Annotated in this window: 13 protein-coding genes; 5 read left to right on the forward strand and 8 right to left on the reverse strand. The window is 69.1% G+C overall.

Annotated features, from left to right (window positions below; genetic code table 11):
* On the reverse strand, positions 1-1,293 hold a 1,293-nt coding region (locus tag EAO73_RS00505), incomplete at its 3' end, for a helix-turn-helix domain-containing protein (RefSeq protein ID WP_147969954.1).
* A 148-nt stretch (positions 1,294-1,441) separates the two neighbouring features.
* Here EAO73_RS00505 and EAO73_RS00510 point away from each other — a divergent pair.
* Both EAO73_RS00510 and acnA read left to right on the forward strand, forming a co-directional pair.
* Positions 1,442-2,134, forward strand: a complete 693-nt coding sequence (locus EAO73_RS00510) for an MOSC domain-containing protein (RefSeq protein ID WP_147969464.1) — start codon at positions 1,442-1,444, stop codon at positions 2,132-2,134.
* A 199-nt stretch (positions 2,135-2,333) separates the two neighbouring features.
* Positions 2,334-5,048, forward strand: coding sequence for an aconitate hydratase AcnA (acnA, locus tag EAO73_RS00515; RefSeq protein WP_147969465.1), 2,715 nt, complete (start codon positions 2,334-2,336; stop codon positions 5,046-5,048).
* A gap of 98 nt (positions 5,049-5,146) precedes the next feature.
* Here the strand turns inward: acnA and EAO73_RS00520 are convergent, their stop codons facing one another.
* Positions 5,147-6,049 (reverse strand): FG-GAP repeat domain-containing protein, encoded by a 903-nt coding sequence (locus EAO73_RS00520; RefSeq protein ID WP_412074555.1) that lies wholly within the window; start codon positions 6,047-6,049, stop codon positions 5,147-5,149.
* Between the two features lie 136 nt (positions 6,050-6,185).
* Complete coding sequence (locus tag EAO73_RS00525) at positions 6,186-7,037, reverse strand: FG-GAP repeat domain-containing protein (RefSeq protein WP_147969466.1); 852 nt, start codon at positions 7,035-7,037, stop codon at positions 6,186-6,188.
* Positions 7,038-7,306: 269 nt separating this feature from the next.
* On the opposite strand from EAO73_RS00525, the gene EAO73_RS00530 reads away from it, so the two are divergent.
* Positions 7,307-7,567 carry a GlsB/YeaQ/YmgE family stress response membrane protein gene (locus tag EAO73_RS00530; protein WP_147969467.1) on the forward strand — a complete coding sequence of 87 codons (261 nt, stop codon included), beginning with the start codon at positions 7,307-7,309 and terminating at the stop codon, positions 7,565-7,567.
* A gap of 23 nt (positions 7,568-7,590) precedes the next feature.
* Here the strand turns inward: EAO73_RS00530 and EAO73_RS00535 are convergent, their stop codons facing one another.
* From EAO73_RS00535 to EAO73_RS00550, 4 genes are read right to left on the reverse strand one after another with little or no spacing between them, the layout of a single operon-like run.
* Positions 7,591-8,970 (reverse strand): GH1 family beta-glucosidase, encoded by a 1,380-nt coding sequence (locus tag EAO73_RS00535; protein WP_147969468.1) that lies wholly within the window; start codon positions 8,968-8,970, stop codon positions 7,591-7,593.
* Positions 8,971-8,978: 8 nt separating this feature from the next.
* Positions 8,979-9,833: a carbohydrate ABC transporter permease gene (locus EAO73_RS00540; RefSeq protein ID WP_147969469.1), complete on the reverse strand. Its 855-nt coding sequence runs from the start codon at positions 9,831-9,833 to the stop codon at positions 8,979-8,981.
* A gap of 5 nt (positions 9,834-9,838) precedes the next feature.
* Entirely contained in the window at positions 9,839-10,798 is a 960-nt protein-coding gene (locus tag EAO73_RS00545) for a carbohydrate ABC transporter permease (RefSeq protein ID WP_147969470.1), read from the reverse strand.
* Between the two features lie 12 nt (positions 10,799-10,810).
* Positions 10,811-12,040 (reverse strand): ABC transporter substrate-binding protein, encoded by a 1,230-nt coding sequence (locus EAO73_RS00550; protein WP_147969471.1) that lies wholly within the window; start codon positions 12,038-12,040, stop codon positions 10,811-10,813.
* Positions 12,041-12,307: 267 nt separating this feature from the next.
* Between EAO73_RS00550 and yicI the strand changes: the two genes are divergently transcribed.
* A complete protein-coding gene (gene yicI, locus EAO73_RS00555) occupies positions 12,308-14,548 on the forward strand; it encodes an alpha-xylosidase (RefSeq protein WP_147969472.1) in 2,241 nt (746 codons plus the stop codon).
* 119 nt (positions 14,549-14,667) lie between these two features.
* A complete protein-coding gene (locus EAO73_RS00560) occupies positions 14,668-15,312 on the forward strand; it encodes a histidine phosphatase family protein (protein WP_147969473.1) in 645 nt (214 codons plus the stop codon).
* Positions 15,313-15,373: 61 nt separating this feature from the next.
* On the opposite strand, the gene EAO73_RS00565 is transcribed toward EAO73_RS00560, so the two are convergent.
* Entirely contained in the window at positions 15,374-18,940 is a 3,567-nt protein-coding gene (locus EAO73_RS00565; protein ID WP_147969474.1) for a GH92 family glycosyl hydrolase, read from the reverse strand.
* Between the last annotated feature and the right edge of the window lie 84 nt (positions 18,941-19,024).

The raw sequence follows: 19,024 nt of genomic DNA on the forward strand, positions 1-19,024 counted from the left end.
GCCGCCGAGGCGGTTGAGGTCGGTGAGGTAGATGGCGCGGTTGTCGTAGACCCAGTCGTGGATCAGGGTCTGGCCGTGGGCCGAGGCGGCGATGGCCGCGAAGAAGGGCACGTTGTCGATATTGAGGCCGGGGAACGGCATCGGGTGGATCTTGTCGATCGGCGCCTCCAGTTTGGAGGGGCGGACCGTCAGGTCGACCAGGCGGGTGCGGCCGTTGTCCGCCGCGTACTCCGCCGTGCGGTCGCAGTCGACGCCCATCTCCTCCAGGACCGCGAGCTCGATCTCCAGGAACTCGATGGGCACCCGGCGGATCGTCAGCTCGGACTCCGTGACGACGGCGGCGGCGAGCAGGCTCATCGCCTCGACCGGGTCCTCGGAGGGGGAGTAGTCGACGTCCACGTCGATGTCGGGCACGCCGTGGACGGTGAGCGTCGTCGTGCCGACGCCGTCCACGCGTACGCCCAGCGCCTCCAGGAAGAAGCACAGGTCCTGGACCATGTAGTTGGAGGAGGCGTTGCGGATGACCGTGGTGCCGTCGTGGCGGGCGGCGGCCAGCAGGGCGTTCTCGGTCACGGTGTCGCCGCGCTCGGTCAGCACGATGGGGCGGCCGGGCGTGACGGAGTGGTCGACGCGGGCGTGGTAGATGCCCTCGGTCGCGGCGATGTCCAGGCCGAAGCGGCGCAGCGCGATCATGTGCGGCTCGATCGTCCGCGTACCGAGGTCGCAGCCACCGGCGTACGGCAGCTTGAACGCGTCCATGCGGTGCAGCAGCGGGCCGAGGAACATGATGATGGAACGCGTGCGGCGGGCGGCGTCCGCGTCGATGGCGTCCATGTCCAGCCGGGCCGGCGGCACGATCTCCAGGTCGGTGCCGTCGTTGATCCAGCGGGCGCGCACACCGATGGAGTTGAGCACTTCGAGGAGGCGGTAGACCTCCTCGATACGGGCCACGCGGCGCAGCACCGTACGGCCCTTGTTGAGCAGCGACGCGCAGAGCAGCGCCACGCAGGCGTTCTTGCTCGTCTTGACGTCGATGGCGCCGGAGAGGCGGCGCCCGCCGACCACGCGCAGATGCATGGGACCGGCGTAGCCGAGGGAGACGATTTCGCTGTCGAGTGCTTCACCGATGCGGGCGATCATCTCAAGGCTGATGTTTTGATTGCCGCGCTCGATGCGGTTCACGGCGCTCTGGCTGGTGCCGAGCGCTTCGGCCAGCTGGCTCTGCGTCCAGCCCCGGTGCTGACGGGCGTCACGGATGAGCTTGCCGATACGTACGAGGTAGTCATCTGACATGCCGAAAGGCTATCTCAGATATGAGATGGCACTCGCTTGGGGGTGTGCCGTTCGGGTGAGAGTGGCGTGCCGGAAGGGGCGGGGCGGGTGAAGAGGGGCGGCCAAAACCCTTCGCGCCCGCACCGCGTGGCTCGTAGGGTCCCGCCCCATGGATTCCCACGGCATGAGCGTGCTCTCCGTCAACATCGGCCGTCCCCGCCCCAACCCGTGGAAGGGGCTGAGCGCGACCGGCATCGACAAGCGGCCCGTCGAGGGGCCGGTGGCGGTGACCGCACCCGGGCCCAAGGGCACGGGCGCCGTCGGCCTCGCCGGTGACCGCGTCTACGACGTCAAGCACCACGGCGGCACCGACCAGGCCGTGTACGCCTACGCGCGCGAGGATCTCGACGGCTGGGAGGGCGAACTGGGCCGGCCGCTCGCGGGCGGGGTGTTCGGCGAGAACCTGACCACCCTCGGCGTGGACGTCAACGGTGCCCTGATCGGGGAGCGGTGGCGGATCGGGCCGGACGTCGTCCTGGAGGTGTCGTGCGCGCGGATACCGTGCGGGACGTTTCAGGGCTGGCTGGAGCGGGACGGCTGGATCAAGCGGTTCACCCGGGCGGCCCTGCCCGGCGCGTATCTGCGCGTGATCGAGCCCGGCGAGATCCGCTCGGGCGACCCGCTGGAGATCGTGCACCGTCCCGCGCACGACGTGACCGTCGCGATGGAGTTCCGGGCCACCACCCTGGAGCCGGAACTGCTGCCGCGCCTCCTCGTCGCCGACGCGCTGCCCGACGAGACCAAGGACGCGGTCCGCCGCCGTACGGGCGCCACACACCCCGAACGGGGCGCCCGGACATGACCCGTCCGCGGTCATGTACTAGAGTTATCTCGACATCGAGATATATGCCGAAGGCGCACAGCGAGCCGCCCCGCGGTAAGGGTTACCTAACTAATCCTTACCTTAGCGGATGGCCCGGTGGTCCGAGGCGGCACCACGCGGCGCCCGCCGAAGTGAGGCGCGGCGCGGAGTTACGCGCACATTGATGAAGGAGACTGTCGTGTCGGCGAACAGCTTCGACGCCCGCAGCACGCTGCGCGTGGGCGACGAGTCGTACGAGATCTTCAAGCTGGACAAGGTCGAGGGCTCCGCGCGCCTCCCTTACAGCCTGAAGGTGCTGCTGGAGAACCTGCTCCGCACCGAGGACGGCGCGAACATCACCGCCGACCACATCCGGGCGCTCGGCGGCTGGGACTCCCAGGCGCAGCCCAGCCAGGAGATCCAGTTCACGCCGGCCCGTGTGATCATGCAGGACTTCACCGGTGTGCCCTGCGTCGTGGACCTCGCCACCATGCGTGAGGCCGTCAAGGAGCTCGGCGGCGACCCGGAGCGGATCAACCCGCTCGCCCCGGCCGAGCTGGTCATCGACCACTCCGTCATCGCCGACAAGTTCGGAACGAAGGACGCCTTCGGCCAGAACGTCGAGCTGGAGTACGGCCGCAACAAGGAGCGCTACCAGTTCCTGCGCTGGGGCCAGACCGCGTTCGACGAGTTCAAGGTCGTCCCGCCGGGCACCGGCATCGTCCACCAGGTCAACATCGAGCACCTGGCGCGTACGGTCATGGTCCGCAACGGCCAGGCGTACCCCGACACCCTCGTCGGCACCGACTCGCACACCACCATGGTCAACGGCCTCGGTGTGCTGGGCTGGGGCGTCGGCGGCATCGAGGCCGAGGCCGCGATGCTCGGCCAGCCGGTCTCCATGCTCATCCCGCGCGTCGTCGGCTTCAAGCTGACCGGCGAGCTGCCGGCCGGCACCACCGCCACCGACCTCGTGCTGACCATCACCGAGATGCTGCGCAAGCACGGCGTCGTCGGCAAGTTCGTCGAGTTCTACGGTGAGGGTGTCGCCGCCACCTCGCTCGCGAACCGCGCCACCATCGGCAACATGTCGCCCGAGTTCGGCTCCACCGCCGCGATCTTCCCGATCGACGACGAGACGCTGAACTACCTGCGCCTGACCGGCCGCGACGCCCAGCAGGTCGCCCTCGTCGAGGCGTACGCCAAGGAGCAGGGCCTCTGGCTCGACCCGGCCGCCGAGCCCGACTTCTCCGAGAAGCTGGAGCTCGACCTCTCCACGGTCGTCCCCTCCATCGCCGGCCCGAAGCGCCCGCAGGACCGCATCGTCCTCGCCAACGCCAAGGCGCAGTTCGCCCAGGACGTACGCAACTACGTCGACGACGACGAGGAGGCGGGCAAGGAGTCCTTCCCGGCCTCCGACTCCCCGGCCGCCACCAACGGCGTCCCGTCGAACCCGGTCACCGTGACCGCCCCCGACGGCACCACGTACGAGCTGGACCACGGCGCCGTCACCGTCGCCGCGATCACCTCCTGCACCAACACCTCGAACCCGTACGTCATGGTCGCCGCGGCGCTCGTGGCGAAGAAGGCCGTCGAGAAGGGCCTGACCCGCAAGCCGTGGGTCAAGACCACCCTCGCCCCGGGCTCGAAGGTTGTCACCGACTACTTCGACAAGGCGGGCCTGACCCCGTACCTCGACAAGGTCGGCTTCAACCTCGTCGGCTACGGCTGCACCACCTGCATCGGCAACTCCGGCCCCCTGCCGGAGGAGGTCTCCAAGGCGGTCAACGAGCACGACCTGGCCGTCACCTCGGTGCTCTCCGGCAACCGCAACTTCGAGGGCCGGATCAACCCCGACGTCAAGATGAACTACCTGGCGTCCCCGCCGCTGGTCGTCGCGTACGCCATCGCCGGTTCGATGAAGGTCGACATCACCAAGGACGCCCTCGGCGTCGACCAGGACGGCAAGCCGGTCCACCTCGAGGACATCTGGCCCTCCGAGGCCGAGGTCAACGACGTCGTGGCGAACGCCATCGGCGAGGACATGTTCAACAAGTCCTACCAGGACGTCTTCGCGGGCGACGCCCAGTGGCAGGCGCTGTCCATCCCGACCGGCAACACCTTCGAGTGGGACTCCGAGTCCACTTACGTGCGCAAGCCCCCGTACTTCGACGGCATGACCATGGAGACCTCGCCGGTCGAGGACATCACCGGCGCCCGTGTCCTGGCCAAGCTGGGCGACTCGGTCACCACCGACCACATCTCCCCGGCCGGTGCGATCAAGGCCGACACCCCGGCCGGCAAGTACCTCACGGAGCACGGCATCGAGCGCCGTGACTTCAACTCCTACGGCTCGCGCCGTGGCAACCACGAGGTCATGATCCGCGGCACGTTCGCCAACATCCGCCTGCGCAACCAGATCGCGCCGGGCACCGAGGGCGGCTTCACCCGCGACTTCACCCAGGACGGCGGTCCGGTGTCGTTCATCTACGACGCCTCGCAGAACTACCAGGCCGCCGGCACCCCGCTGGTCATCCTGGCCGGCAAGGAGTACGGCTCCGGCTCGTCCCGCGACTGGGCGGCCAAGGGCACCGCGCTCCTCGGCGTCAAGGCCGTCGTCGCCGAGTCCTACGAGCGCATCCACCGCTCGAACCTCATCGGCATGGGCGTCCTGCCGCTCCAGTTCCCCGAGGGCCAGACCGCCGAGTCCCTCGGTCTCACCGGTGAGGAGACCTTCTCCGTCACCGGCGTCACCGAGCTGAACGACGGCACGACCCCGCGCACGGTCAAGGTCACCACCGACACCGGTGTGGAGTTCGACGGCGTCGTCCGCATCGACACCCCCGGTGAGGCGGACTACTACCGCAACGGCGGCATCCTGCAGTACGTGCTCCGCAGCCTGATCCGCAAGTAAGGGCCACGGCGGTACGACGAGAGGGCCGCATCCCCGGCGACGGGGATGCGGCCCTCTCTCATGTCCCGGAAGGAACTACCCGGTCACGGCCGAGTGGCTCAGAACAGGAACTTGTAGCTGTTCCAGCCGCTGGTGCCGATCAGGGCCTTGGCCTTGTACGGGGCCGCGGCGTTGCCGGTGCCCTTGTACAGGTAGAGCTCGCCGCCCTTGCGGGCGATGAGGTCGGTCTTGCCGTCCAGGTCGACGTCACCGGTGGAGACCAGCAGGTTGTACTGGTTCCAGCCGCTGCCGATCTTGGTGCGCTTGGCGAACGGCGCGTTCTGGTTGCCGGTGCCCTTGTAGAGCCACAGGACGCCGGACTTGTCGCGGGCGACGACGTCGTTCTTGCCGTCACCGTTGAGGTCGCCGTTGCCGGCGATCTCGTTGTAGATGTCCCAGCCGTAGCCCACCTTGATGCGCTTGGTGACCTTGCCGTTGCCGTACCCGAGGTACACGTACAGGTCGCCGTTGGTGGCGCGGGCGAGCATGTCGCCGGCGGCGGCTCCGCCGATCTGGCCGGGGGAGATGATCTTGTTGTAGATGTTCCAGCCGGTGCCGATCTGAATGGCCGACGAGTCGAACTTCAGGTAGCCCATGTTGCCGTTGGTCTCGCGGAACCAGAGACCGTCGCTCTTGCCGTCGGCCTGGTGGCCGACCTGCATCATCGCGGAGACGCCGACCCAGCCCGAACCCGAGTTCTCGCGGGCGCTGAGGCCGCCCTTGCCGTTCGGGGCGTACGAGTAGGCGGTGCCCGCGGAGTTCACGCCGTACAGCGCGAACGACGGGGTGGCCGCGACGGCCGAGGTGGCCGCCGCCGGCTGGTCTGCCGCGGCACCGAGCGAGGGCTGCGGGGCGTCGGCGGCCACGGCGGAGGTGCCGGTGGCGACGAGGGCGGCGGTGAGCGCCGCGGCTGCCGCACGAGCGGCGATACGCATGTGCTGCCGGCCAGTGGTTTTGGCCACAAGTACTCCATGGATCGTGAAGTGGGACGTGGCCCGCCGCACAGGGCGACGGGCCACTGATTCAGCCGAATCGTGTCACGATTTCCGGCGCGAAACCTTCACGTTTCGTCATGAGTGTGTAACCACTGGGCCGGGATCAGAAGAACAGACGGTACGTGTTCCAGCCCGAGGTCCCGATGAGGGCCTTCGCCTTGTACGGGGCGGCCGCGTTGCCGGTGCCCGCGTACAGGTACAGCTCACCCTTCTCGTTGCGCGCGACCAGGTCGGTCCGGCCGTCCATGTTCAGGTCACCGGCGGCGAAGAGGTTGTTGTACTGGTTCCAGCCGCTGCCGATCTTGGAGCGCTTGGCATACGGGGCCTTCTGGTCGCCGGTGCCCTTGTAGAGCCACAGCACGCCGGACTTGTCGCGGGCGACGAGGTCGTTCCTGCCGTCGCCGTCCAGGTCGCCGTTGCCCGCGATCTGGGTGTAGATGTCCCAGCCGTAGCCGACCTTCAGGCGCTTGGTGACCGTACCGTCGCCGTAGCCCAGGTACAGGTAGACGTCGCCCTTGTCGTCACGGGTGAGCAGGTCACCGCCCTCGCCGCCGCCGAACTGGCCGACCGAGACGACGGTGTTGTAGGTGTCCCAGCCGTAGCCGATCTTCTTCGCGGGGGAGTTGCCCTCGTAGTAGTAGATGTTGCCCGCGGTGCCGAGCTGCCAGCGGCCGTCCGCGATGTTGTCCGCGTTGTTGTCGACCTGGCCGACGAACGCGAGGCCCGTCCAGCCGCTGTCGATCTTGACGCGCGCCGAGAGAGTGCCGTCACCCTGCGGCGCGTAGGTGTAGGCGTTGCCGGAGGCATCGACGCCCGAGAGGCCGAACAGAGGTGCGTCGCCCGGCTCGGCGGCGAAGGCTGCGGAAGCGCCGGTGGCGACCAGGGCCGCGGTTATCGCGGCGGCGGCGAGACGGGTGGCAGCCCGTCCGGGCCGACGGCCAGAGATCTTGGCCACGTGTGTTCTCCATGGATGGTGGGACGAGGCGTGACGCGCCGCGGGATACGGGGACACGCCACGGAATTGAGGGTGATCCTTTCACGAGTCCCTCACGCGTCCAAGGGTTTGGCGAAATGAGGCCAACACCGCGATTTCGCCCCGTTATGCGGACGTTGACGGGCCCCGGCGGCAGGCGTTCCGGAGGGCCATGCGTACACCGGCGTTTGCCGGGCAGGCGGAAGTCAGCTTCCCGAAACGGATCGGACAGCGGTAGAAGAGGAGTTGTCGTGTCATTTCTGTGGGCCATCATCGCGGGACTCGTCATCGGCCTGCTGGCCAAGCTGGTCGTTCCCGGCCGTCAGCCCATCCCCCTGTGGCTGACCGTCCTGCTCGGTATCGTGGGTGCCCTCGTCGGCAACGCCCTCGCCACCGCCTTCGGTGTGCGTGACACCGGGGGCATCGACTGGATCCGGCACATCTTCCAGATCGGTGTCGCCGCCGTGCTCATCGCCTTCATCAGCCCCATGTGGGCCCGACGACGCGCCTGACCCGTCGTTCGTCGTGTCCGGGCTCAGGCCCGGTGTGCCGCGATCAGGCCCTGATACCAGCGGTAGCTGTCCTTCGGTGTGCGCTCCAGGGTGTTGTAGTCGACCCGGATGACGCCGAACCGCTTCGCGTACCCGAGCGCCCACTCGAAGTTGTCGAGCAGCGACCACACGTAGTAGCCCCGCACATCGACCCCCGCGTCCATCGCCGCCCGGAGCGCCGTGAGGTGGGTACGCAGGTACTCCACCCGGTCCGCGTCCCGCACCGACCCTTCCGCCTCCACGGTGTCGTGCTCCGCCGAGCCGTTCTCCGTGATGTGTACCGGCGGCAGCGCGTCCCCGTAGGTCTCCTTCAGCGCGGTCAGCAGATCGGTGAAGGACTCCGGGACGACCGGCCAGCCCATCGCCGTCCTCCGCACACCCGGGTACTCCGTCTCGGCGTACCGGTTGTCGGTGGCCACCCGGAGCGCGGGATCCGGCTCGCGGTGCGGGGCGTCGGCCACCACGATCGGGCGGTAGTAGTTGATGCCCAGGAAGTCCAGGGGCTGGGAGATCAGTTCCAGGTCGCCGTCGCGGCGGAAGTCCTGGCCGGTGATCAGCTCGCCCCAGGTGTCCTCCTCGGTGGCCGGGTAGCGGCCCGCGAGGACCGGCTCCGTCCACACCAGGTTGTGCTGGGTGTCCGCGCGGACGACGGCGGCCCGGTCGGCGTCCGTCGGGGTGGCCGGCACATTGCGGTCCAGGTTCAGCGTGATGCCGGCCTCCCGCACCCCCGCCGCCCGCAGCGCCTTCATCGCCAGGCCGTGGCCGACGAGCAGGTGGTGCGCGGCGGCCAGGGCACCGCGCCCCTCCTTCGCGCCCGGCGCGTGCCGGCCCACGGAGTAGCCGAGGAAGGCGCTGCACCACGGCTCGTTGAGGGTGATCCAGCGCGGCACCCGGTCGGCCAGGTGCTCCGCCACGATCGCGGTGTACTCACCGAAGCGCTCGGCCGTCTCCCGTACCCGCCAGCCGCCCCGGTCCTCCAGGGCCTGCGGCAGGTCCCAGTGGTAGAGGGTGGCGGCGGGCTCGATGCCCGCCTCCAGGAGCTCGTCGACGAGCCGGGAGTAGAAGTCCAGGCCCTTCGGGTTCACCGCGCCGGAGCCCTCGGGCAGGATGCGCGACCAGGCGATCGAGAAGCGGTACGAACCGACGCCCAGCTCGCGCAGCAGCGCCACGTCCTCCCGGTAGCGGTGGTAGTGGTCGCAGGCCACGTCACCCGTGTCGCCGCCGTTGGTCTTCCCGGGCGTGTGGCTGTAGGTGTCCCAGATGGACGGACCTCGGCCGTCCTCCCGCGCGGCGCCCTCGATCTGGTACGAGGCCGTGGCCGCGCCGAAGACGAAGCCGGGCGGGAAGGTCGGGAACTCACTCATGCATACCCCTACTTGACGGAGCCGCCGGTGATCCCGGCGGCGATGTACTTCTGCGAGAGGACGAGCAGGACCGCCGCGGGGATCGCGGAGAGCACGGACGCGGCCATCACCGAGCCCCAGTCGCCGACATGGGCGCCGATGTACTGGTAGATCCCGAGCGTGATCGGCTTGACGTCGTCCGTGGTGTTCAGCGTCAGCGCGAACATGAAGTCGCTCCACGCGTACAGGAACGAGAACAGCCCGGCCGTGATCAGCGAGTTGCGGCTCATCGGCAGCACGACCCGCACGAACGTACGGAAGCGCCCGGCCCCGTCGACCTCGGCGGCCTCGATGACCTCGCGCGGGATGGCGACCATGAACGAGCGCATCAGGACGATCGCGAACGGGATACCGAGCGAGGCGTCGGCCAGCATCAGACCGGCGTACGAGTTGACCAGGCCGAGGTCCACGTACGCGCTGTACAGAGCGTTGGCGATGACGATGCCCGGCACCATCTGGGTGATCAGCGTGCCGAACACGATCGTCCGGGTGCCGCGCAGCTTGAACTGCGCCAGCCCGTACGCGGCGGGCGCCGAGATCGCCAGACAGATCGCGACCGCGCCGAGCGCCACGGCGAGCGAGGTCAGCAGATTGCCGCCCTGGTCCGTGAGCGCCGAGCGGAAGCCCGACAGGTCCAGGCCGTGCGGGACGGGGTCGACCTCCAGCAGCCCGGACTCGGGCTGGAGCGCGGTGTTCACCATCCAGTACAGCGGGAACAGCATCACGCACAGCACCAGGATGCCGAAGGCCATGGCGCCCCAGCGCCGCTTCGGCCGGCCGGTGGTGCGCGTGGGGGCGGCGGGGGTACGCACGGTGCTCGCCATGCCGGTCACTTCCCCTCGTTGCGGTTGGCCCGCAGGTAGAACACCGCGAAGACGGCGGAGATCAGGATCAGGATGTTGCCGACCACGGCACCCGCTCCGAAGTCCAGCTGGACGAAGGAGTTCTGGTAGGTGAGGGTGCCGAGGGTCTGGGTGGAGTCGGCGGGTCCGCCGTCGGTGAGCGCCAGGATCAGGTCGAGGATCTTGACCGTCGACATGAAGCCGAGCACCAGCACCACGGTGATCACCGGCCGCAGCATGGGCAGCGTGATCGAGCGGAACGTCCGCCAGGCGGAGGCGCCGTCCAGTGAGGCGGCCTCGTACAGCTCCTTCGGGACCTCCTGGAGGCCGCCGTAGAGGATCACCATGTTGAACGGGATGCCGATCCAGATGTTCACCAGGATCACCGAGATCAGCGCCATGCTCGTACTGGTCAGCCACGGGGTGTCGCCGCCGAGGCCGATCGTGCCGAGGAAGGAGTTGAGGACGCCTGTGTCCTGGTCGAGGATGCGCCGCCAGACGACACCCGAGACCACCATCGGCACCAGCCACGGCAGCAGGATCAGCGACCGCAGCACGCCGTTGAGCGGGAAGCGGCGGGTGAAGAAGACCGCCAGGCCCAGGCCGATGCAGAACTGTCCGATCAGGGAGCCGATCGTGAACAGGATGGTGTGCCACAGGGCCTTGCCGAAGAGCTCGTCGTTGAAGACGTTGCTCCAGTTGTCGGTCCCGTTGAACGGGGACTCGCCCGTGAAGAAGGTGGACGGAGAGTAGTCCTGGAAGCTCATCACGATGTTGCGGACGAGCGGGTAGCCGAAGAACAGTGCCATGAAGATCACGGCGGGGGCGATGAAGCCCCACTGGGCGAGCCGCCGGCGGCGCCGGATGCGGGCCGGGTTCGGTGGCTTCGCGGCCCTCTTCGTCACGGGCGAGGGGCCCGCGGTCGCGGCAGCGGTGGTGGTCGACATGGTTCGGATACCTCAGTTCCCGCTCGTCGCGCGCTTCTGGGCGCGGGTGAGGGCGGCCTCGCTCGACTCGCCGGTCAGGGCGGACTGGAACGCGCTCTGCAGCGCGAGGGACACGGACGACCACCGCGCGCCGAGCTTGGCGGTACGTGAACGGGCCGTGGCGACCTGGTCGGCCAGGGCGGCCAGCTCCGGTGCCTTCGTGCGCCAGATGGCCGCGGCCTTCTTGTTGGCCGGGACCATCCAGCTGTTGATGGCGTAGGTGATCTGCTCCTGCTCGCCGGACATGCAGCCGATGATCTTCGCGGACATCTTCTCCCGCTCCTCGTCACCGGTGTTGGGCACGGTCAGCACACCGCCGCCCAGCGGGCCCACGGAGTCGTCGCCGGCCTCCGGGACGGGGATCTGTGCGATGCCCCAGTTCAGCCCCTTCCTGGCGTTCAGGGTCTCCACCTGCCAGGGGCCGTTGATCATCATCGCGGCGTTGCCGGCCATGAACTGGTCGTTCACGTCGGCCTGGGTCCAGTTGACCGTCGACTTGGACAGCGAGCCGTCCTTGAGGAGGCTCTTCCAGTAGTCCAGCGCGCCGGCGACCTCGGGGCTGTCGAGCTTCGTCTCGTCGCCGCCGTTGGACCACATGAAGGGGGTGAACTGGAAGACGCCGTCCTCCGCGCCGCCCGCGCTGAGCGCCAGCCCGTACTGCCTGCCGTGGGTGAGCTTCTTCGCGGTCTCGCGCATCTCGGCCCAGGTGGTGGGGACCTTCAGCCCGGCCTTGGCGAGCGTGTCCTTGTTGTAGAAGAGCGCCAGTGTGTTCACCGTCCGCGCGGCCCCGTAGTAGGTGCCCTCGTACGAGCCGAAGTTCACAATCCCCTCGGGGATGTCCTTCGTGGTCAGCCCGAGGTCCTTCAGCGGGATCAGCCCGCCGGCCTCGGCGAACGTCGGCATCTCGGAGGCGTCCAGCTGGAGCACGTCCGGCAGCGACTTGGACGAGGCCATCCGCAGCGCCTTCGTCATCACCTGCGCGGCCGGGACGCTCTGCTGCTCGATGGTCACACCGAGCCGCTTGCCGCACCGGGCCAGCGTCTGGGCGTCCCAGCGGTGGTAGGACTCGTCGGTCGACGAGTTCAGGACGGTGTACACGTCCGGGTCCCGCTGCTGGCCGCAGCCCGACAGGACCGCACCGCCGATCAGCGCGGACACGACGGTGAGCGGGACGGCGACCCGTGGGGTGAAGCGGTTCGACATTCAGCTGCCTCTTGTCGGCAAGGGCCCGGATGGCTGCGCTGCCGTCCGACCGATTTGTTTGCTGTCAGTACTAATACGTCATGCGGCCTTCCGTTTCCAGACCCTCCTGGTGACGCGCACGTCACACAGGGGCAACATGCCCGCTCAGTGGGGGTTCCTGGGCCCCGGCTCTGCCGGATCCACAGGTTCCGGGCCGTAAATCGAAGCGCTTCGAAAACCATTTGTTTTGTGTACGATCAAATCAGGACCCACAGGAACGGACCCCCCATGAAGTTCACCGACGGCTTCTGGCAGATGCGAGACGGTGTCCACGCCTCGTACGCCACCGAGCTCCGCGACCTCCGCATCGACGAGGACCGCCTCACCGCGTACGCCGCCGTCCAGCGCGTGACGCGGCGCGGGGACACCCTGAACGCGCCCCTGATCACCGTGGAGGCGTACGCCCCCGCCGAGGGCGTCATCGGTGTCCGCGTCACCCACCTCGCGGGCAGGCGCCACCCGGGCCCGGACTTCGCCCTGCCCGGCGCCACCGGCGACGCCCGTGCCACCGCCCGCGAGGACGGCGCCGCCGCCGAGCTGACCAGCGGGCCGCTCACCCTCCGGCTCCCCACCGCCGGTGGCTTCGGCCTGGAGTTCCTCGACGCGGACGGCCGGCTCCTGACCGCCGCCGGACGCAAGGGGACCGCCTTCGCCACCACCGGCGACGGCGCCCACCACATGGTCGCGCAGCTCGCGCTCGGCGTCGGCGAGAACGTCTACGGCCTCGGCGAGCGCTTCACCCCGTACGTCAAGAACGGCCAGGCCGTCGACATGTGGCAGGCGGACGGCGGAACCAGCAGCGAGCAGGCGTACAAGAACGTCCCGTTCTACCTCTCCTCGCGCGGGTACGGCGTCTTCGTCAACCACCCCGGCAAGGTGTCCTTCGAGGTCGGCTCCGAGGCGGTCGGCCAGGTGCAGTTCAGCGTCGACGACCAGACGCTGGAGTACTTCGTCGTCGCCGGGCCCACCCCCAAGGACGTGCTGACCCGCTACACCGCGCTCACCGGCCGCCCGGCCCTGCCCCCGGCCTGGTCCTTCGGGCTCTGGCTCACCACCTCGTTCACCACCTCCTACGACGAGGCGACCGTCACCTCGTTCGTCGACGGCATGGCCGAGCGCGGCATCCCGCTCTCCGTCTTCCACTTCGACTGCTTCTGGATGCGCGAGTACCAGTGGTGCGACTTCGCGTGGGACCCGGCCGTCTTCCCCGACCCGGAGGGCATGCTCGCCCGGCTCAAGGACAAGGGCCTGCGGATCTGCGTCTGGATCAACCCGTACATCGCGCAGAAGAGCCCCCTGTACGCGGAGGGCGCGGCCAGGGGCTACTTCGTCCGCACCCCCGACGGCGATGTCTGGCAGTGGGACAAGTGGCAGGCCGGCATGGCCCTGGTGGACTTCACCAATCCCGAGGCCACCGCCTGGTTCCAGGGCAAGCTGCGCACGCTCCTCGGCCAGGGCGTCGACGGCTTCAAGACGGACTTCGGCGAGCGCATCCCCACCGACGTCGTCTGGCACGACGGCTCCGACCCGGAGCGCATGCACAACTACTACACGCACCTGTACAACAAGGCCGTCTTCGAGCTCCTGGAGAAGGAGCGCGGCCAGGGCGAGGCGGTCCTCTTCGCCCGGTCCGCCACGGCCGGCGGCCAGCAGTTCCCCGTGCACTGGGGCGGCGACTGCTGGTCCTCCTTCGAGGCGATGGCGGAGTCCCTGCGCGGCGGCCTGTCGCTGAGCCTGTCCGGGTTCGGCTTCTGGAGCCACGACATCGGCGGCTTCGAGGGCACCCCGGACCCGGCGGTCTTCAAGCGCTGGCTCGCCTTCGGCCTGCTCTCCTCGCACAGCCGGCTGCACGGCTCCTCGTCCTACCGCGTCCCGTGGGAGTTCGGCAACGAGGCCGTCGAGGTCGCCCGGCGCTTCACGGAGCTGAAGCACCGCCTGATGCCCTACCTGTACGGGGCGGCCGTCGAGGCCCACCGCACCGGCGTGCCCATGATGCGTCCGATGCTCCTGGAGTTCCCGGACGACCCGTCCGCCCGCACCGCCGACCGGCAGTACATGCTCGGCCCGGACCTCCTGGTCGCCCCGGTCTTCAGCGAGGACGGGCAGGCCGAGTACTACGTCCCCGAGGGCACCTGGACCCATCTCCTCACCGGTGAGACGGTCACCGGCCCCGCCTGGCACCGGGACACCTACGGCTTCGACAGCCTCCCGCTGCTGGTCCGCCCCGGCGCGGTCCTCCCGCTCGGCGCGGACACCTCCCGCCCCGACGCCGACTGGACGGAGAACCTCGAACTGCGCGTGTACGCCCCCGAGGGCACCGGCGACCTCACCCGCACGGTCACCGTCCCCGGCCTCACGGGTGAACCCGCCGCCACGTACGAGGTGGTCCACGAGGGCGGCACCCTCCGCGTCACCGCCGACACGGACCGGCCGTACGAGGCGGTGGTGGTGGCCGGCCCGTCCGTGTAGCCGCATCAGGCCACTCACGGGCGCGCCCGTCCGCACCGCCCCCGCCGGAATGCGATCGTGGACCGGCGGGTTGGCGCCTGTACAGAACGTGAACAGCACTGAGAGCGGATGGCCTTCACATGGGCGAGCTGATCCTGATCCGGCACGGCGAGACCGAGTGGTCCCGCAACGGGCGGCACACGAGCCACACCGATCTGCCCCTGACCCCCCTCGGCGAACGCCAGGCCCGCGCCCTGGCCCCCCTGCTCGCCGAACGCGCCGTCGCGCTCACCCTGGTCAGCCCCCTGGTCCGGGCCCGGCGCACCGCCGAACTCGCCGGGCTCGCCGCGCCCCGCATCACGCCTGAGCTGCGCGAGTGGGACTACGGCGGTTACGAGGGCATCACCACGGACGAGATCCGCCGCACCCGGCCCGACTGGAACCTGTGGACCGACGGCGTCGGCGCCGGACCGGCGGCCCACCCCGGCGAGACCCCGGCGGAGGTCGGCGAGCGGGCCGACCGGGTGCTGGCCGAGGTCGCGGAGGCGGCCGGGCGGGCCGGCGAGGAGGACATCGCCCTCGTCGCCCACTCGCACTTCCTGCGCGTCCTGACCGCCCGCTACCTCGGCCTGACCCCGGCCGAGGGCACGCTGTTCCAGCTGGCCACGGGCGCGGTGTCGCGGCTGGGCCGGGAACACGGGAACCCGGTCATCACCGCGTGGAACGTCACCCTGCCGGAGAGCCTGTTCCCGGCGGCGGTCCCTCAGACGCCCGGACGCACCTGAGAAACGCGGACGGCCGGCAGCCTCCGAAGGGGCTGCCGGCCGTCCGCGTACGCGGGGCGGGTCAGGCGATCAGTTCCACCTCCGCGAGCGAGGCCTCACCGTCGAACACCAGCCGGTAGTGCGCGTAGCTGCCGGGGGACTTCACCGAGAAGGCCCTCGTCTGCTTGTCCCAGGTGAAGGTCTGGCCGGACCGCTTGTCGAGGTCCTTCCAGCTCTTGCCGTCCGAGGAGCCCTGGAGCACCCATCCGGCCGGGGCCGTCGCCCTGGCCGCCGAGGTCAGCGTGTACTGGACGCCCTTCGTGGCGGACGGGACGGGCAGCTCGACCGTGGCGGCGGTGCCGGTGGTGGCCGAGGTGTCGTCGAACAGCGGACCCTCGCCCTTCAGCACGTCCCGCTTCGGCGACGGCACCTGGTCGTCCTGGGTGATGGAGACCGGGGCGTCGTTCTTTCCGGTGCCCCAGGCGGACGGCCTGGAGCCCATGTCGAAGTCCAGCGTCCCGCCCTTGGCCAGCAGGTCGTGCGGCAGCGAGGTGGAGGTCCACTTCTTGCCGTTGACCTTCAGGCCCTGGACGTAGATGTTCTTCGCGCTGTTCTTCGGTGCCTTTACGACCAGCGTGCGGCCGTTCTCCAGGTGCACCGTCGCCTTGGTGAACAGGGGCGAGCCGATGGCGTACTCGCCGCTGCCCATCACCAGCGGGTAGAAGCCGAGCGAGGAGAAGAGGAACCAGGCCGACTGCTCGCCGTTGTCCTCGTCGCCGTGGTAGCCCTGGCCGATCTCGCTGCCCGTGTACAGGCGGCCCAGGACCTCGCGGACCTTCTCCTGCGTCTTGTACGGCTGCGAGGCCGCGTCGTACATGTACGTCACGTGGTGGGCGACCTGGTTGCTGTGTCCGTACTGGCCCATCCGTACGTCACGGGCCTCCGTCATCTCGTGGATGACGCCGCCGTAGCTGCCCGCGAACTCCGGGGTGCCGGTCTCCGGGGTGGCGAAGTACGTGTCCAGCTTCTTGGCGAGCCCGTCCCGGCCGCCGTACAGGTTGGCCAGGCCCTTGCTGTCCTGCGGAGCGGTGAAGGCGTAGCCCCAGCCGTTGGTCTCCGTGTAGTCGTAGCCCCAGACCCGGGGGTCGTAGAGGTCCGACGGCAGGCGCCAGTCGCCCTTGGCGTCCTTGCCCTGGAAGAAGCCGGCCTTGTCGTCGAACAGCTCGACGTAGTCGCGGGCCCGGTTCATGAAGTACGCGGACTCGTCCTTGTAGCGCTGCTCGTGCGTCTTCTCGTACAGCGCCTCGCCCATCTTCGCGATGCCGTAGTCGTTGACGTAGCCCTCCATCGACCAGGACATGCCCTCGTGGGTCGTGGTGTCGGCGTACCCCTTGAACGGGGACGTCTCCATGCCCTTGCGGCCCACACCGGAGCTCGGCGGGACGACCGTGGCGTTCTTCACGGCCGCGTCGTACGCCGCCTTCGCGTCGAACTTCACGCCCTTGACGTACGCGTCGGCGAAGGCCACGTCCGAGGAGGTACCGGTCATCAGGTCCGCGTAGCCGGGGGAGGACCAGCGGGAGATCCAGCCGCCGTCCTTGTACTGCTGGACGAAGCCGTCGACCATCTCACCGGCCTTCTTGGGCGTCAGCAGCGAGTACGCCGGCCAGGTCGTCCGGTAGGTGTCCCAGAAACCGTTGTTGACGTACACCTTGCCGTCGACGATCTTCGCGCCGGTGTGCGTCGGGGTGTCCGAGCCGGTCTGCGGGGAGAACGGGGAGGCGTACTTGTCCTTCCCGTCGACCTTCTCGAAGCCCGAGTTCGGGTAGAGGTAGAGGCGGTACATGCTGGAGTACAGCGTGGTCAGCTGGTCGGCGGTGGCGCCCTCGACCTCCACCTTGCCCAGCAGGTCGTCCCAGGCGTCCTGCGCCCTGTCCTCGACCCGCGCGAAGGAGCGCGAGGCGGGGATCTCGGCGGCCAGGTTCTTCTTCGCCTGGTCGATGCTGATCAACGAGGTCGCCAGGCGCAGGTTCACCGTGCGGTCCTTGCCCGCGTCGAAGCGCAGGTAGCCGGTGACATCGGCACCGCCGCCGCCGGAGAGCTTGCCGCTCGCGGTGACCGGCGCGTCGAAGACGCCGTACACGAACAGGCGCGTCGCCCCGGTCGAGAGGCCGCTCTTGACGTCCGAGAAGCCGGTGAACGAGCTGGTCGCCGGGTCCAGGGTGAGCCCGCCGTCGTTGGAGACGGTGTCGAAGACGATGCTCGCGTCCTTGCCGGGATACGTGAACCGCATCCGCGCCGCGTGGTCGGTCGGCGTCATCTCGGCCTTGAGGCCGTTCTCGAACGTCACCCCGTAGTAGTGCGGCCGCGCGGTCTCGTTCTCGTGCTTGAACGGCAGCGCGCGGGCCGTGCGGGAGGCGTCCGGGGTGCCGGAGGCCACCGAGGGCATCATCTGGAAGGTCTGCCGGTCACCCATCCAGGGGCTCGGCTCATGGCTCGCGCTGAACGCCTGCAGGGTGGGCAGGTTGTCCTCGTTGTTGCCGCGCGCGTAGTCGTAGAGCCAGCTGGTCGAGCCGGCGTTGGTGACCGGGGTCCAGAAGTTGAACCCGTTGGGCACGGCGGTCGCGGGGAAGTTGTTGCCGCGCGAGAAGGAACCGCTTGAGTTGGTGCCGCGCACGGTCGACGCGTAGTCCGAGAGGTGCGCCCTGCGCTTCTCCGGCTTCTTCGGCGCGATCTTCAGGTCGTCGATCCAGCCCTGGAACTTCGCCGGGCCCTTGGGGGAGTCGTAGGCGACCAGGATGCGGTCCACGGTCTTGCCCGCCGCGACGGTGCCGATGCCGGCCTCGACCTTGTTCCACTGGTTGACGTAGAGCCGCTTGGCGTCGGCCTGGCCCTGCGGGGTGAGCAGCCCGCCGTTGGTGTCGGTGGCGCGCAGGTCGCTCAGGTAGGTGCCGTCCGTGAACGCCAGGTCCACCGCGACGTGCGTGGCCGGGTAGGACAGATCCGTCTCGCCCATCTGGGGATAGACCAGGTACGACAGCTCGGTGTCCCGGTCGATCCGCGTGTTGACGTCGAAGATCTTGTTGTACGAGTACGCGTGGCCGTCCGCCTTGTGGGTGCCCGCGTACCGCAGCGCCTTCTTGCCGGTGAAGCCCGCGCCTGCCTTGGCGGTGGGGGAGCCGCTGGGGCCGTTGCCGGTCTGGCTGCGCATGTCGTCGGGGGCGGGGGCCGAGGTGTCGCCGTCGGAGAACTGGACGTCGGCGAGCTGGGTGGCGTCGGTGGCGCCGTTGTTCTTGGTGATGTTCAGGCGGAAGTGCTGGTAGGCCTTGTCCGCCTCGAAGTCGTACGACTTGGTCTGGAAGCGCTCGCTGAAGGTCTGGCCGGTCCGGGTGTCCAGGTCCGTCCAGGTCTTGCCGTCCTCGGAGCCCTGGAGCGTCCAGTCCTTCGGGTCGCGCTCGTCGTGGTCGTCGGCCGAGGTCAGCGCGTACGTCACGACCTTCACCGGCTCGGTGAGGTCGAACTCCAGCCAGGCGGTGGACTCGAACGACAGCCACTTGGTGGCGGACTCGCCGTCGACGAGGTTCTCCTTCACCTCGCCGCCGCCGGTGTTCTCGTCACTGGCGCGGACCTCGGTGACCTTGTCGGTCACATTGCCCGGTATTCCGGAGGAGAATCCGCCATCGACACCCGATGACCGCTTCTTTCCGTCAGGGCCCTCTTCTACGGTATTGCG

It is taken from the genome of Streptomyces sp. col6, from assembly GCF_008042035.1.
GTDB lineage: Bacteria > Actinomycetota > Actinomycetes > Streptomycetales > Streptomycetaceae > Streptomyces.

Coding starts and splice junctions, on each gene's coding strand:
- EAO73_RS00545 (WP_147969470.1), bottom strand. CDS start 10,798: ATGTCGACCACCACCGCTGCCGCGACCGCGGGCCCCTCGCCCGTGACG.
- EAO73_RS00510 (WP_147969464.1), top strand. CDS start 1,442: ATGGATTCCCACGGCATGAGCGTGCTCTCCGTCAACATCGGCCGTCCC.
- EAO73_RS00550 (WP_147969471.1), bottom strand. CDS start 12,040: ATGTCGAACCGCTTCACCCCACGGGTCGCCGTCCCGCTCACCGTCGTG.
- EAO73_RS00535 (WP_147969468.1), bottom strand. CDS start 8,970: ATGAGTGAGTTCCCGACCTTCCCGCCCGGCTTCGTCTTCGGCGCGGCC.
- EAO73_RS00560 (WP_147969473.1), top strand. CDS start 14,668: ATGGGCGAGCTGATCCTGATCCGGCACGGCGAGACCGAGTGGTCCCGC.
- yicI (WP_147969472.1), top strand. CDS start 12,308: ATGAAGTTCACCGACGGCTTCTGGCAGATGCGAGACGGTGTCCACGCC.
- EAO73_RS00540 (WP_147969469.1), bottom strand. CDS start 9,833: ATGGCGAGCACCGTGCGTACCCCCGCCGCCCCCACGCGCACCACCGGC.